General features: G+C 72.5%; 11 protein-coding genes. All 11 read left to right on the forward strand.

The annotated features are described in order from the left end of the window. The 11 genes from M8C17_RS20865 (at position 1) to M8C17_RS20915 (ending at position 14,136) form a co-directional block, all read left to right on the forward strand. On the forward strand, positions 1-915 hold the full coding sequence (locus tag M8C17_RS20865) for a conjugal transfer protein TrbL family protein (RefSeq protein ID WP_252418202.1): 915 nt from the start codon (positions 1-3) through the stop codon (positions 913-915). Continuing rightward, the gene (locus tag M8C17_RS20870; RefSeq protein ID WP_252418203.1) at positions 912-1,883 is read left to right on the forward strand and encodes a PrgI family protein; all 972 of its coding nucleotides are present in this window, start codon (positions 912-914) and stop codon (positions 1,881-1,883) included. Before M8C17_RS20865 ends, M8C17_RS20870 begins: the two co-directional genes overlap by 4 nt. A 44-nt stretch (positions 1,884-1,927) precedes the next feature. Beyond that, a complete protein-coding gene (locus M8C17_RS20875) occupies positions 1,928-3,688 on the forward strand; it encodes a VirB4 family type IV secretion system protein (protein WP_252418330.1) in 1,761 nt (586 codons plus the stop codon). 14 nt (positions 3,689-3,702) lie between these two features. Further along, entirely contained in the window at positions 3,703-6,207 is a 2,505-nt protein-coding gene (locus M8C17_RS20880) for a type IV secretory system conjugative DNA transfer family protein (RefSeq protein ID WP_374558809.1), read from the forward strand. Between the two features lie 766 nt (positions 6,208-6,973). Further along, the gene (locus tag M8C17_RS20885; RefSeq protein ID WP_252418205.1) at positions 6,974-7,837 is read left to right on the forward strand and encodes a replication-relaxation family protein; all 864 of its coding nucleotides are present in this window, start codon (positions 6,974-6,976) and stop codon (positions 7,835-7,837) included. A gap of 590 nt (positions 7,838-8,427) precedes the next feature. After that, complete coding sequence (locus M8C17_RS20890; RefSeq protein WP_252418206.1) at positions 8,428-9,255, forward strand: hypothetical protein; 828 nt, start codon at positions 8,428-8,430, stop codon at positions 9,253-9,255. A 423-nt stretch (positions 9,256-9,678) separates the two neighbouring features. Then, positions 9,679-10,602 (forward strand): hypothetical protein, encoded by a 924-nt coding sequence (locus M8C17_RS20895; protein WP_252418207.1) that lies wholly within the window; start codon positions 9,679-9,681, stop codon positions 10,600-10,602. 261 nt (positions 10,603-10,863) lie between these two features. Then, positions 10,864-11,676: a helix-turn-helix domain-containing protein gene (locus M8C17_RS20900; RefSeq protein WP_252418208.1), complete on the forward strand. Its 813-nt coding sequence runs from the start codon at positions 10,864-10,866 to the stop codon at positions 11,674-11,676. 94 nt (positions 11,677-11,770) lie between these two features. Next, positions 11,771-12,415 carry a GGDEF domain-containing protein gene (locus M8C17_RS20905; protein WP_252418209.1) on the forward strand — a complete coding sequence of 215 codons (645 nt, stop codon included), beginning with the start codon at positions 11,771-11,773 and terminating at the stop codon, positions 12,413-12,415. Between the two features lie 90 nt (positions 12,416-12,505). Further along, positions 12,506-13,081, forward strand: coding sequence for a hypothetical protein (locus M8C17_RS20910; RefSeq protein ID WP_252418210.1), 576 nt, complete (start codon positions 12,506-12,508; stop codon positions 13,079-13,081). Next, positions 13,078-14,136 carry a DUF6283 family protein gene (locus M8C17_RS20915; protein WP_252418211.1) on the forward strand — a complete coding sequence of 353 codons (1,059 nt, stop codon included), beginning with the start codon at positions 13,078-13,080 and terminating at the stop codon, positions 14,134-14,136. The genes M8C17_RS20910 and M8C17_RS20915 overlap by 4 nt, the downstream gene beginning before the upstream one ends. Positions 14,137-14,160 lie beyond the last annotated feature (24 nt).

The following is a 14,160-nucleotide window of genomic DNA, read 5'->3' on the forward strand; positions in this document are numbered from 1 at the left end:
ATGGGTTGGCTGCTCGATCAGATCCTCGACTGGTTGGCGGCGGCGATCCTGGCCTGTCTGGACGCGCTGATCGGGGTGATCAGCAGCGCGCTGCTGGTCACCCCGAACGTCACCGCGCTGCCGCAGGTGCAGGCGTTGACCGGCCGTTCGGTCCTCGTCGTGGACACCGTGTTCGTCCTGGCGTTCGTCGCCGCCGGCGTGCTCACCATGACCGCTGGCGGCAGCGAGGGCTCCCGCTACACCGTCAAGGACCTCATACCCCGGTTGATCGTCGGCTTCGTTGCCGCGCACTTCTCGCAGCTGTGGTGCGGCACCCTCATCGACCTCGCCAACGCCCTCACCGCCGCCCTGACCACCGACGAGGGTGACAGCGACGGAGCGCTGCGAGCGATCAAGGCTCACATCACCGTCGGGCAGGACAAGACCGCGGTGCTGCTGTTCGTCGTCTGCGTGGCCATCATCGCGGTCCTGCTCGCCAGCACCGCGTTCAGTGTGATCGTCAGGTTCGCCGTCGTGCTGGTGCTGACCGCGTTCGCCCCCCTGGCCCTCGCCTGCCACGCGCTGCCGCAGACCGATCCGATCGCCCGGCTGTGGTGGCGCTCCTACGCCGGCATCCTCGCGGTGCCGGTGGTGCAGGGGTTCACCCTCTACGCCGGGCAGTGGATGCTCACCGACCCGGAGCACCTGCTGCCCGTGCTCGGGCTGCCGGTGGAGCCGGGCGGGGTGATCAACCTGTTCGTGGTCATGGTCATGCTGTGGACCACGCTGCGAGTGCCCGCCCTGATGGGCCGCTTCGTCTCCACCAGCGGCGGTGGCGGCGCGAACATGCTCGGCGCGGCGGTGCGGGTGATCGTGGTGCAGCAGGTCACCCGGTCGATACCCGGCCTGGCCCGGATCCGAGGGGTGACCCGATGAGCGGGCGCGACCGCGACACAGAGCCGGGGCGGGCGCGGATGCCCGCCGACGTCGACGCCCCCGACAAGGTGCTCTACGGGCTCACGTTCCGGCAGCTGGCCATCCTCGCCGTCGCCGCCCTCGCCTTCTACGGCGCCTGGCGGGCCCTACACGACCTGCTGCCGGCGCCGGTGCTGCTCGGCGCCGCTGTCGTCATGGGTGGGCTGGTGTTCAGCATCGCCGTGGGCCGCCGCGACGGGCTGCCCCTGGACGTGTGGCTGCTCGCCGCCGTGCGGCACTCGCGGGCACCGCGAGCGCTGTCGACCACCGACACGACGTCGAAGACACCGGACTGGGTGCAAGCCCCGAAGAACTTGGTGGTGCTGCCTGCGCCGTTGACGCTGCCCGCCGACGCGATCGACGACAGCGGGGAGATCCGCCTCGGCGGCAGCCGCGCCGCGATGGTCGCCGCCACCAACGTCAACCTCGCCCTGCGAACCCCGGACGAGCAGGCAGCGCTGGTCGACACCTTCGGCCGGTGGCTCAACAGCCTGTCGACGCCGACGCAAATCGTCGTGTCCGCGCAGCCGGTCGACCTGCACTCCCACGCCCGCACGCTGGCGCAGACGGCGGACAGCCTCCCGCACCCGGCCCTCGTGGACGCGGCGGCCGACCACGCCCGGTTCCTCGACCAGCTCGCCAAGCGGCGGGATCCGCTGCGCCGACAGGTCCTCATCGTCACCCAAACCGGCACCGGGGAGCGGGGGGAGAATGCCGCCCGCCGCCGCGCCGACGACACCGTGCGGGCCCTGTCCGGGCTGGGGGTCACCACCCGCGCGCTTGACGGGGCGGCGGTCACCGCCGCGATCGCCGCCGCAGCGGACCCGTACCGGCAGCCTAGGCCTGGTGGCCTCGCCGGCCCCGACACCGTCATCAGCGGCCCCGTAGCCGGCAGCCGGATCACCTCATTGCGAAGGGATCGATCATGAATTGGACCGGCTTGACGGCTCGACGACGGGCGGACTCGTTGGCGATGCGCGCCGCGGGGGGTGTGGCGGCGACGGTCGCCCCGGCCTCGGTGGAGGTCACCCCGCGGATGCTGCGAGTGGGTGACGGCTACGCCGCCACCCTCGTGGTCACCGGCTACCCGGCCGAGGTCGGCCCCGCCTGGCTGGAGCCGCTGCTGTCCTGGCCGGGCCGGCTCGACCTGGCCCTGCACATCGACCCGCTGCCGGCGCCTGTGGCGGCGTCGCGGCTACGCGACCAGCGCGCCCGGTTCGAGTCCAGCCGACGGGCCGATAGCGAGCGGGGCAAGCTTCCCGACCCGTATGTGGAGGCCGCCGCCGACGACGCCGCTGATCTCGCCGAACGTCTCGCACGGGGAGCGGCGAAGCTGTTCCGGGTCGGGCTGTACCTGACCGTGCACGCCCGCACCGAGGCTGAGCTCCTCGAGGCGTGCGCGCAGGTCCGGGCCGCCGCTGCGTCCACCCTGATCGAGGTCCAGCCCGCGACGTGGCGGCATTTCGCCGGGTGGACCACCACCCTGCCCCTGGCGACGGACTCCCTGCAGATGCGGCGCACCATGGACACCCAGGCCCTGGCCGCCGCGTTCCCCCTCGCCAGCGCTGACCTGCCGGCGCCGCTGCCCGGCGATCCGCCAGCGGAGGGCGGGGTGCTCTACGGCGTCAACCCGGACTCCGGCGGCGTCGTGTGGTGGGACCGGTGGGCGCAGGAGAACCACAACTCCGTTGTCCTGGCCCGCTCCGGCGCCGGGAAAAGCTACTTCGTCAAGCTGGAGATCCTGCGCAACCTCTACGACGGGGTGCACATCGCCGTGATCGACCCCGAGGACGAATACCTGCGCCTGGCCGACGCTGTCGGCGGGGCCATCGTGCGCCTCGGCGTCGCGGGGGTGAAGGTCAACCCGCTCGACCTGCCGGCTGGGGACACCCGCCCGGACGTCCTCACCCGCCGCGGCTTGTTCCTGCACACCCTCATCTCGGTGCTGTTGGGGCAGCAGCCGCCGCCGGCTGAACGCGCCGCGTTGGACCGGGCGATCCTGGCCGTCTACCGGCAGGCCGGCATCACCGCCGATCCGGCCACGCACCACCGGCCGGCTCCGCTGCTGCGCGACCTCGCCGCGACCCTGCGCGCCGACGCCGACACCGCGGCGCAGCAGCTCGCCGCCCGGCTCGCCCCCTGGGTGGAAGGGTCCTTCTCCGACCTGTTCGACGGGCCGACCACCACCCGCCCCGACGGGCACCTGGTCGTGTGGTCCCTGCGGCATTTGCCCGATGAACTGCGCACCGTCGGCACGCTGCTCGCCCTCGACTCCATCTGGCGGGGGGTTGACGCGCCCGGCCGGGCACGGCTGTCCACCCGCCGGCTCGTCGTGGTCGACGAGGCGTGGCTGCTCATGCGCGACGGCGAAGGCGCCCGGTTCCTGTTCCGCATGTCCAAGGCCGCCCGCAAGCGCCACGCCGGGCTGACCGTCATCACCCAGGACGTCGCCGACGTCCTCGGCACCGACCTCGGCCATGCCGTGGTCGCCAACGCCGCCACCCAGGTGCTGCTCAAGCAGGCCCCCCAGGCCATCGACGCGACCGGCGACGCGTTCGGCCTCACCGCCGGGGAACGGCGGCTGCTCCTCGCCGCCCGCGTTGGACAAGGCCTGCTCATCTCCGGCACCAACCGCAGCAGCTTCGAAGCCATCTCCTCCGACAGGGAGCACCTGCTGTGCACGACCCGGCCCGTGGACCTGGCCGACCTCGACGACGAGGAGGACCACCTGTGAGACCCCGAGACACCATCATCCTGAGCGCACCGACGCCGGCGCCCAGCCCTTCCGGGCCGGGCGCCGAGTTCGTGGCACCCCCGACCGGGCCCGGCGGGTGGATCGTTGACGTCGGCGGGTGGGCGGTGCAGCGGCCGTGGCTGCTCGCGGTGGCCGCCGCCGCGGTGGTCGTCTACGTCGCGGTACGCAACCTGCTCGAGGTGTGGCGGCACCGCCGGCACGCCGACGGCGCCCGCCTCGTGACGATCGCCCCGCCGCCCGAGGTGGACCCGCACGGCGCCGCCGCCCTGTGGGCCAACCTCGCCGGCATACTCACCCCGTCGCGGCGTCGGCGCCTGCTCTACGGCAGCCCCCACGTGGTGTGGCAGTACACGTGGGCCGGCCGGCGGCTGCTGATATCGCTGTGGGTGCCGGGCACGGTGCCGCTGGGGGCGGCGGAGGCGGCGGTGCGGGCCGCGTGGCAGGGTGCGGCCACGAGCACCGACGACGCGTCGCCGCCGATCCCGCTGCAGGTGCGCTCGGCGGTGGGCGGACACCTGCTGCCCACCGCCGCCGAATGGTTTCCCTTCGCCACCGACCATGACAACGACCCGTTGCGGGCGCTGATGTCCGCCGGTTCGCAGCTCAAGGCCGACGAGCACGCCTGCGTGCAGATCCTGGCCCGCCCCGCCACGCCGCGGCGCGCCGCCAGGGCGCGGCGGGCGGCCGGACGGATGCGCGACGGCAAGACCGCCGTCGCTGCGGTCCATCCGGCGGCACCGTTGCTGTGGCTGATCGAGCTGTTCCTGCCGGGGCGCACCGGCGGCGCGGGCCGCGGTGCCCAGCCCGCGGCCGGCCGCGATCCGGGGGTGCAGCGCGATGTGCGGGCGATCCTGGACAAGACCTCACACCCGCTGTGGCAGACCGGCATCCGCTACGCGGTGGCGAAGGACAGCCAGCGAAGCGGGTCCGATCCGCGGGGTCGCCTGCGGGCCGTGGCGACCGCGGTCGCCTCCAGCTTCGCCGTCTACGCCGGCCGCAACCGACTCGGCCAGGGGGCTCGCATGCCGTCGCCGGTCGCGGTCCTGGCCGGTCGCCGCCTCGGAGCGGGGTTCCTCACCTCGACTCCGGAGCTGGCCGCGCTCGCCGCGCTGCCGCAGGACCTGGCGGTGCCCGGCCTGGACCGGGCCCGGGCGAAGCCGATGCCCGCGCCGGTCGCGGTGCCCACCGGTGGGCGCGGCGTGAAGGCGCTCGGCGACGCCGAGGTCGGCGGCCACGGCGTGGCGCTGTCAGTGCTCGATGCCAGATACCACATGCACGTGGTCGGGTCGACCGGTTCCGGGAAGACGACGCTGCTGGTCAACATGGCCGTCGACGACATCATCGCCGGCCGGGGCACGGTGGTGATTGACCCGCACGGGGACATGGTCCTGGACATCCTCGACCGGCTTCCCGTGTCCGTGGCCGACCGGGTGGTGTTGTTCGACCCGGACCAGCCCAACCCGCCGACGCTCAACCCGCTGTCCGGGGACGACCCCGACCTCGTGGTCGACAACCTGGTGTCGATCTTCGGGAACATCTTTGCCAAGGCGTGGGGGCCGCGGATGGACGACGTGATGCGGGTGGCCTGCCTGACCCTGCTGCGTCACGCCAATGTCACCCTCCAACACATTCCACCGTTGTTGAACTCGGCGCAGTACCGCTCGGCGATGACCGTCGACCTTGAGGATCCGGCCGGGCTGTCCGGGTTCTGGCAGTGGTACGACGAGCTCAACCCCGCCCTGCGCTCCCAGGTCATCGGACCTGTCCTCGCCCGCCTGCGGGCGTTCCTCCTACGGGACTTCGTCAAGCGCACCATGCGCTACCCCCATTCCAGTTTCGACATGGGCGAGGTCCTCGACGGCGGAGTCCTGCTGGTCCGCATCCCGAAGGGCACCCTCGGGGAGGACACGAGCAAGCTGCTCGGCTCCTTCGTCCTCGCGCAGGTGTGGCAGGCGGCCACCGCCCGGGCGAAGATCGCCCCGGAAAAGCGGCGCGACGCCACGTTGATCATCGACGAGGCGCATAACTTCCTCACCCTCGCCAACAGCCTCGACTCGATGCTCGCCGAGGCCCGTAAGTACCGGCTGTCCCTGGTCCTGTCCCACCAGGACCTGGCGCAGTTTCCGCGTGACCTGCTCGCCGCCGCGTCGGCGAACGCCCGCAACAAGGTCTACTTCTCCTGCGCGCCGGAGGACGCCCGCGTTCTGGCCCGGCACACCCTGCCGGAACTCGACGAGCATGACCTGGCCCACCTGGATGCCTACACAGCGGTCGCCCGTCTCGTCGCTGACGGCCGGCAGACCGCGGCGTTCACCATGCGCACCCGCCCACCCAAGCCCGTGGTCGGGGAAGCCACCGCTATCCGGCAGGTCGCGGCGGCGTCGGTGCCTGTGCAAGACACCAGCGCCATGGACGCCCTCGTCGAGCAGTACTCCCGCTCTGGCAAGGACGCTCGCAGCACCGCTAGAGGCACCCGCGGCAAGGCCAGCAAACCCTGACCCTGCCGGGTAGCACCCATGGTCGGCGCTGCGAGGTTTCCCAGCGGGGCGCCTGTCAGCGCCGCAGACGGACCGGAGACCACCAGTCGCCGCCAGGTCCCGACACCCTCCGACAGGAGGGATCGGCGTTCCTATCCCTCAGGGAGTTCCCTCGTGTTCAGCTCATGCACGCGCGACCATCTCGACCAATCGTGCAGGCGCATCCTGCGCTACCGTCAGATCTCAGCCTGGCCCACACGGCACCACCTGCCTCCGACCGGCCAGACCACCCGGACCCTGATTCCCTCAGCCCGATCCGCCCGGCTGCGCCCGGCTACCCCGCACCTATCCGTGGCGGTCAGCCGGTTTGTCGACATCAGCGACGGCGACGCGCGGCACCTCCGGGCCGTCGGCCCGCTCGGGACGCTGGTCCACCCGACGACGCACCACGAATCGGACCCGCCCGACACACGGGCACCGCGAACCAGCTCCCCTTGCGCCGCAGGCAGTCGCGGCGGGGCGGCGGACGGTAACTGCGCAAGCGGCAGGTTTCCAGCCTCGCGTGGTCTCCGGGCTCTGTCAGAGCCGGGTGGGACGCCAGTGGCGCCGGGGAGGGCTTGGCGTCGGTGCCGCAGCGGGTGCTGGGGTCGGTGTCCTGGTCGGTCTTCAGACGGACACCCACACCCACGGGTGCTCACCGCCGAAGGCGCAGCACCACGCCAGTGTGCGGCAACCACGGCGCCGACCGGAATGACCCTCCGGGTCTCCTCCTGTAGGGGTGGTCACCATGCGTGCTAGCGGCGACCGCGTCCTGCGTGTCCGCGCCCAGCTCACCGACCGTGACCAGCTCCTGCTGGACTGGCTGGCCGACCACCGCGTCCTCACGACCTTCCAGATCGCTCACGCGCTGTTCGGGTCGCTGGACTTCGCTCAACGCCGCCTGTTGAGACTGCACCGGCTGGCCCTGGTGGACCGGTTCCGGCCGCTGCGCCCCGGCGGCGGATCGTTCCCCTGGCACTACGTGCTCGACCAACTGGGCGCGGAGTTCGTGGCAGCCAGCCGCGGTGAGCCGCCGCCACGGCGAGGTATAACGGTCGACGGGCTTCGCCGCATCGCCACCAGCCGCACCCTGGACCATGACCTGGGCGTCAACCAGTTCTTCACCGACCTGGCCGGCTACGCGCGCACCCAATCAGAGGCGAGGCTCGAACGGTGGTGGTCGGCGCAGCGCTGCGCGCAACCGGGCACGTTCCGCACCGCCCTGGTTTCGCCCGTCCGGCCCGACGGACACGGCGTGTTCGCCCAGGACGGCCGGGGGGTGGCGTTCTTCCTCGAACACGACTCCGGCGGCGAGCGGCACCGGGTGCTGCTGAAGAAACTGACGGGGTACGCCGCGCACGTCGCCGAGGGCGGACCCGCCTGGCCGGTGCTGTTCTGGCTGCCCACCGCCGCCCGCGAACGGCACCTGCACCAACTGCTGGCCCAGGTACGCCTCGGGGTGCCGGTGGCCACCGCCGCCCGCGACAGCATCGACGACCAGACCAGCCCGGCGGAAGCGGTGTGGCTCGTACACGGCGACAGCGACGCCCCACGGCGCCTGATCGACCTGGCCGGACTCGGCGACCCCGCCCCAGACGACGACGAACCGTAAGCCCAGCGGCCCGCACCTGGGATGTCCCGCGGCAGGCAACCCGGCCGCGGCCCCGCATGGACCCCGTGCCCCGGGTCCGACCGGACAAGAAGGCGGCCGCCGGGCGAGACCCTCACGGGGCAGGTCAGAGGCCTGCGGCGACGTGTTCGCCGCTGCGAGGAACGCCGTCACCATCCGTGTCTGCCAGACAACAAGATCATCTGTGAGTGCGGCCGCTTCTCACAGCGCCACCGGCACCCTCCCGCTCACGGAGGGCCGGAACCTCTCACAGCCCAGGTCAACACCCCTGCGCCGCGCACATTCGCTCGGCAGGCGCTGTGAGAGCCGGCCGCTACCTTCTTCGGCAACACCACTCCTCATATCGCTCCACCCGGTTCGGTCCCACCTCAGGGATCCCTCGCCGCACCCACCGGTGCACGACGCCCACCCGCCTCTCCGGCCGGTCGGTACGCGCACCGCGCGGCGACCCCTGACGGTCGCACCAACCACCCACACCACCTCTTCTCTTACTCCCTGACCCGACCCATGTACCCGGTGGGCCGGTCGTCCTGCGCGCCCGCAGCGCGCCCGCACGAAGGAGGTCCTCACCGATGGCCAACACCGTCAACGGCACTGCGCTGACCCGTCACGGCAGCCGCGTGCCCGCCCTCCCGGCGAAGCCGGCCCCCGCCAAGGCCACCACGACCCCGGCGACCAGGCCGACCCCCACCCGGGCAACCCCAAACGCACCACGGCCAACCGTCACGCCGGCCCCGACCATCCAGACGATGGTCGTGTGCCTGCCCGACGAACTGCCTGCCGAGGCGCTCACCGCCCATCACCTCGACGAGCACTTCGGTGTCACCGGCACCCTGAAGCCGCTGTTCTGGGCTGTCCCCGCGCTGCGTCTGTGGCAGCGGCACCAGATGGTCGGCCTGCGCAAGGGCCGCCCGCCGGCCTGCGCCGGTGGGCCGGTCAAGCTGCTCGACCTGCAAGGCATGCGCCACGCCGCGGGTGTCGGCGCCGGCATCCGCTACCAGATCTGGCAGCAGATTGTGCATGGCACCCGCCCGGCCACGCCGTGGCCGGTGTTCGAAGCCCGCCACCTCGCCGACCCTGACAGGTACACCCTCCACGCCGCCGCGGCGGACTTCCACGCACAACCCCGCGTCAACGCGATGCGGATGTACGCCGCCGCCACCCCTGGCACCGGACAGCCGAGCGTCGGAGAGCTGGAGATGTACCAGGCAGGCCAGATGGCCTACCAGCACTACAGCGCCACCAGCGCCATCGTTGGCGACGCCCTGCTCACCGCCGACGGCCGCAAGCTGTCCCCGGCCAGCGACGCCCTCACCCACCGGGTGACCTACCTCGAGCAGGCCCTGCGCTACCTCGACACCGTCGAGCCCAGCCAGCGGCTGATCGCCGTCGCCCTGTAACACCCGCTCACCGGGTGCGCTGCCCGCCGATCACCCCTCTGCGCCGGCGCGCAACACCCGTCCTGCCCGCACCGCTGACCGCCGCCGCCTCGCCGCTGCTCGCAGCTGAACCAGCAGGCTGAGGCCCGCACACCGCCCGAACCGGGGCCCAGGGGCGAGGAACACGATCCTGCGACACGTCCGGGCCCTCTTCAAAGGGCGCTGGCGCAGCCGCCGGCCACGTACCGGCAGACAGCGCCCCACAGCGCAGACGCACGGCACACCGCATGACGATCGCCCCCTCTACGACTGCCGGCTGGGGGCCGATAACCGCTGCGCGAGAACACACAGCACGCCGGGCACCCCGGGCTCGGGGTGCCCACCCAGCTCGGCCTGCGACAGGCCGCTCTGTTCCTCTTCCCGCCCCATCGACAGAAGGCACCCATGCTGATGTCCACCCGACTGTGGTTCCGACTGGAGGACGTCCTGCCCCTGGCAGAACACGCCCTCGCCTGCCCCACCCACCGCCTCACCGGCGCCCAAGCCGCTGCCGGCGGATCCAACGGGCCGGCACTGACGCTGACCTACACCGCCGGCACCGGCGTGCTGCGCTCCAACGGCGTCCCCGCATGGCATGACGCACACGGCGAGCACCAGAGCGTCCACAGCGCTTCGTGGCGCCCCACCGTCGCCCGCACCTCCACCCCGACCTTCAGCGCCTTCCTGCCCCTGCGACATCAAGACTCCAACCGCCGGCGGCTGATCGACGTGCTGCGCGGGGGGCGGGACCTCGACCACCACTGGCTGCTCGTCCACCCCCACACTCGCCCCGGCGAGGTCCTGCACGCCGGCAGCGTGCAGGTTCTGGACCACCGCGACGACATCGCCGCACCCGAGGCCCGGTGGCGTCCCCGGATGGTCACCTCGTCGCGGGTCGGCGACTGGGGCTACCCCGCGCTGGTCGCCGACGGTTACACCACCGCCACCGATGGCCTTATTTGCCGCTTCGACGCGCCCACCGCCCGACGCATCGCCGCGGACCTCGACGGCCCGTGGCGGTTCGACAGCATGCCTGGGGAGTACCCGCGGCTGCGCTTCAACGGGAGCACGCTCCTCCTGCTCGAGGAGTACGACACCGGCGACCGTATTCGCCTCGATGTGGTCGACCGCTGCTATCCCGACCGCGACGGCTACTACAGCGTCGGCGCCCACCTGTGGTTCTGGCACGACAGTGAATCCACCCGGATGCCGGCCAGATCCCGGATGCGTCTGGCCCTGACCGCGCTGGCCGGCCGCGCTCGCCAGATCCTCTCCATCGCCTCCGACGGCCCGCACACGAGCCGGCGGACACCCCCTGCTGACGCCTGACGCCCGCACGACCTGGCCTTTGCCCGGCCATCCGCGCTCCCGGGCACTCCCGCCCGCGGCCGCACGGCCGTGCCTGGGATGCCCTGCACGCACGTGCTCAACCGCCCTGGTTGGCGGCCGATGGAGGCGAGCCGGCAGCCAGGCGAGAGACGTCGGCGTCCCGAGATCCGGTCCTTGCACTTGATCACCGCCGCGCTCGAAGCGTGGATCAGTGCACGGCCCTCAATCCCGGCGCCACTACTGACGAGAAAGGACACGCCGATGACCGACACGTCACAGGAGCCCGTCCCCGCGCACAGCATGATCAAAGTGCTGGCCGCGCTCGCCGAACTCGGCGAGGCCACCGCGACGGCAGTTGCGGAGCACGCAGGGCTCGGCTATTCCACGACCACCTCGAAGCTGCGCGCCTGGGAAGGCTCCGGGCAGGTGGAGCGGGTGCGCACCGACGACGGGCGCGCGCTGTGGCGGCTGACCGCCGCCGGCCGCGCCGCCACCGCCACGACCGGCGAATCCGGCGGGCAACGTCCTGCCGACCCCGGTGAACCCCGCCCCAGTGTTGAGCTGGGGACGCCGGACGAGCGCAGCGGCAACGGTGACTGCCCGCCGGCCGCAGCGCCCGATGATCAGCAGGCAGGGGACGGCGACCACAACGAGCCGGCGGTGGTGGACCTCAAGCCCGTCGCGTCGCCAGCCGACGACGCCACCACGCCCACGTCCGCTGATATCGACAGCGCCGGTGAACCCTCGGCCGACCTGACCCGGGATCTGGAGCCGAACGGTGGCGAGATCGTTGAGACACCGCAGGCCGAGGCCCGACCGGCCAATGCGCGGCGCGTCGGCGGGTCGCTGCGGGGGGCGGTTCTGGACGTTCTCGAAGCCCACCCGGACCGGCAGTACAAGGTTGGCGAGCTGTGCAGGCTGGTCGACGCCGCGAACGCCGGCACGGGTGCGGCGAAGGCCAGCGCGGGAGCGGCCGCCAACGCCCTGGCCAAGCTCGTCATCGCCGGGAAGGCCGTTCAGACCGTCGAACGGCCGGCCACCTTCCAGCTCGCCCCCACCAGCGGCGGCCAGTAACCGGCGACTGTCCATGTAGCCCGAGGGCGGGCGTTGAAGTTTGGCGCCTCACGCCCGCCCCCGGTGCTCCTTCCCGAGAAAAGGAGCGACACGAGTGTCTCCCATCCTGCACACGATCGTCACCACCGTCGGAGGGATCCTCGCCGGCCTCGCCCTCGCCGGTGCCCTGCTGTGGCGCCAACACCACGCCCTCGACGCGGCCCGCTACGACGCCACCCACGACGAGATCACCGGCCTGCCCAACCGGCGGCTCCTGCTCACCCGGCTGCGCGCCGCCCTCAACCATTACGGCACCTTCGGGCTGGTGCTGCTCGACCTCGACCGGTTCAAGACGGTCAACGACACCTTCGGCCACGACACCGGCAACGTCCTACTCGCCCACGTCGGGCGACTCCTCGCGGGCCTCGACGCTCCCGTCGAGGTCGCCGCGCGGCTGTCCGGCGACGAGTTCGCGCTGCTCGTGCGCGGCGACCGCGACGACGTGGCCGCCGCGGCCCGCGCCGCCTGGCACAGCATCGGCGACGCGCCCATCCGCCTCGACAACGGCGACACCATCGACGTCCACGCGTCCGTCGGCTACACCCTCCTGCGGCTCGGCGTAAGCCCACGGCAGGTCCTCGCCGAGGCCGACCAGGCCATGTACCAGGCCAAACGCCTCGGCCTCGGCGTGTGGGGCCACAGCCCGCTCACCGGACCACCCGACTACGGGCGCAGCCGCGACCGACACCACCAGCACTGAACCCCATCCCGCTCCGCATGCACCAGGGACCCCGCAGCCGCCGGCTGCGGGGTCCCTTCCTATTCCGCCTCCACACGAAGGGAGACGACCGTGCTGTCCTTCCCCGCGGTCCACACTCTCGCCGGCTGCCTGCTCGCCACGAACGCTGACGCCGACGTCCTCGGCTGGGGTCGCCCCGCGACCCTGCTGCTGATCCACGACCGGCCCCTGCACGCCGGCTGTCCGGCGAAGCTGCGCGCGATGCGCAGCGTCGAGTTCCCGCTGCACCCCGACGGCCTGCTCACCGAACCCGCCGGGCTGCCCGCACTGCTGCACCGCCTCGCCACCGGCCTCGACCACCCGCTCAGCGCCGCTATGCCATATCGGGCCACCCTCGACACCATCATCGGGCTGATCCGCGACACCGCCCCCGACGCCCGGCTCCTGGCCTGGGCCGCCCTCTACGACGACATCCTCACCGTCGCCGGCGGGCCCCGGCAGGCGCGCCGCATCGACGCCGTCGACACCGACGGCCGCGTCTACCAGCTCACCCACCTGTGCGGCGAGGACCACCCCCTCCTCGCGGTCGACGAAACCCCCGCCGCCGCGAACACTCCCGCGACCGGGCCCGGACTGGCCGCGCTCCTCGCCGGTACCGCCCGCCTCACCGGAAGGACCCTGCCGTGACCCGCTTCGAGCCGTGGCGCAACAGCGAACAGCAGGAGCCGATCTTCGAGGTGTCCACCCCGGACGGGGCATCCATCCACTGCCGGATCTGCGGAGCCGTCAACGAGGTCTTCCAGGACGAGACGCCGTCCATGGCCGGCTACGGCCAGGACAGCTACGCCCGATGCCCCCGCTGCGGATCCGTGGAAACCAGCGACCCGATCTTCGGGTGGCGCGCCAAGCCCGCAGCATGGCCGCAGCCGGCGAGCACGCAAGCGGACATGGACGCACCGGCCGCCGTGAGCGGCCAGCGGGACGGCACCCGCGGCCCGGCGAAGGCCCCGTGTGGGACCTGCCCCTACCGCCGCGACGTGCCCTCCGGCGTGTGGGACGCCTCCGAGTACGCCAAGCTGCCCGCCTACGATGCGCCCACGGCACTGCAACCGGGCGGGCTGTTCCTGTGCCACCAGGCCGACGGGCGGGTGTGCGCGGGCTGGGCCGGCTGCCACGACACCGACAACCTCCTCGCCCTGCGGCTGGCCGCCCTGCACGGCATGGACCCGGACGAGGTCGCGGCGACTCGCGCCTACGTCTCCCCCGTGCCGCTGTTCGGCTCCGGTACGGAGGCCGCCGAGCACGGCATGGCCGGCATCGACGACCCGGACCCGAAGGCCAGGCGGGCGATCCACCGCCTGCACCCGAAGATCTCCGCACGGCGGTTGCCCGCCGTCGTGCGGGAGCTGCCTGTCCCGCCGGCACCGGCCGACGGGGACTGCCTCACCTGGGCGCCCGCCACCGCCGAACGGCTGCAGCAGCTCGGCTATCCCGCGCAGGTGGTCGACGTGGCCGGCTGGGCCGACGAACAGGCCGGCGTCGTCGCCTTCATCCATCGCACGGTCCTGCTCGCCGAACCCGGTGGCGACCCCACCGGCTGGCAGATCGTCGACGTGACCGCCCGGCAGTTCGACCCCACCCTGCCCGCCCGCTGGCTCACCAGCTGGCACGACTACCTGACCGCCCTGGCTGAATCGACCGGCGTCCAGCGGGTCACCCGGTGGCCCCAGCAGTCCACCTGACCTAACCCGACCCGCGCCGACCAG

This window comes from Micromonospora sp. RHAY321, from assembly GCF_023896955.1.
Lineage (GTDB): Bacteria > Actinomycetota > Actinomycetes > Mycobacteriales > Micromonosporaceae > Micromonospora.

What these genes read in the sequence shown, in the direction of transcription:
- M8C17_RS20865 (WP_252418202.1), top strand. Translation starts at nt 1, where the DNA reads ATGGGTTGGCTGCTCGATCAGATCCTCGACTGGTTGGCGGCGGCGATC.
- M8C17_RS20870 (WP_252418203.1), top strand. Translation starts at nt 912, where the DNA reads ATGAGCGGGCGCGACCGCGACACAGAGCCGGGGCGGGCGCGGATGCCC.
- M8C17_RS20875 (WP_252418330.1), top strand. Translation starts at nt 1,928, where the DNA reads ATGCGCGCCGCGGGGGGTGTGGCGGCGACGGTCGCCCCGGCCTCGGTG.
- M8C17_RS20885 (WP_252418205.1), top strand. Translation starts at nt 6,974, where the DNA reads ATGCGTGCTAGCGGCGACCGCGTCCTGCGTGTCCGCGCCCAGCTCACC.
- M8C17_RS20890 (WP_252418206.1), top strand. Translation starts at nt 8,428, where the DNA reads ATGGCCAACACCGTCAACGGCACTGCGCTGACCCGTCACGGCAGCCGC.
- M8C17_RS20895 (WP_252418207.1), top strand. Translation starts at nt 9,679, where the DNA reads ATGCTGATGTCCACCCGACTGTGGTTCCGACTGGAGGACGTCCTGCCC.
- M8C17_RS20900 (WP_252418208.1), top strand. Translation starts at nt 10,864, where the DNA reads ATGACCGACACGTCACAGGAGCCCGTCCCCGCGCACAGCATGATCAAA.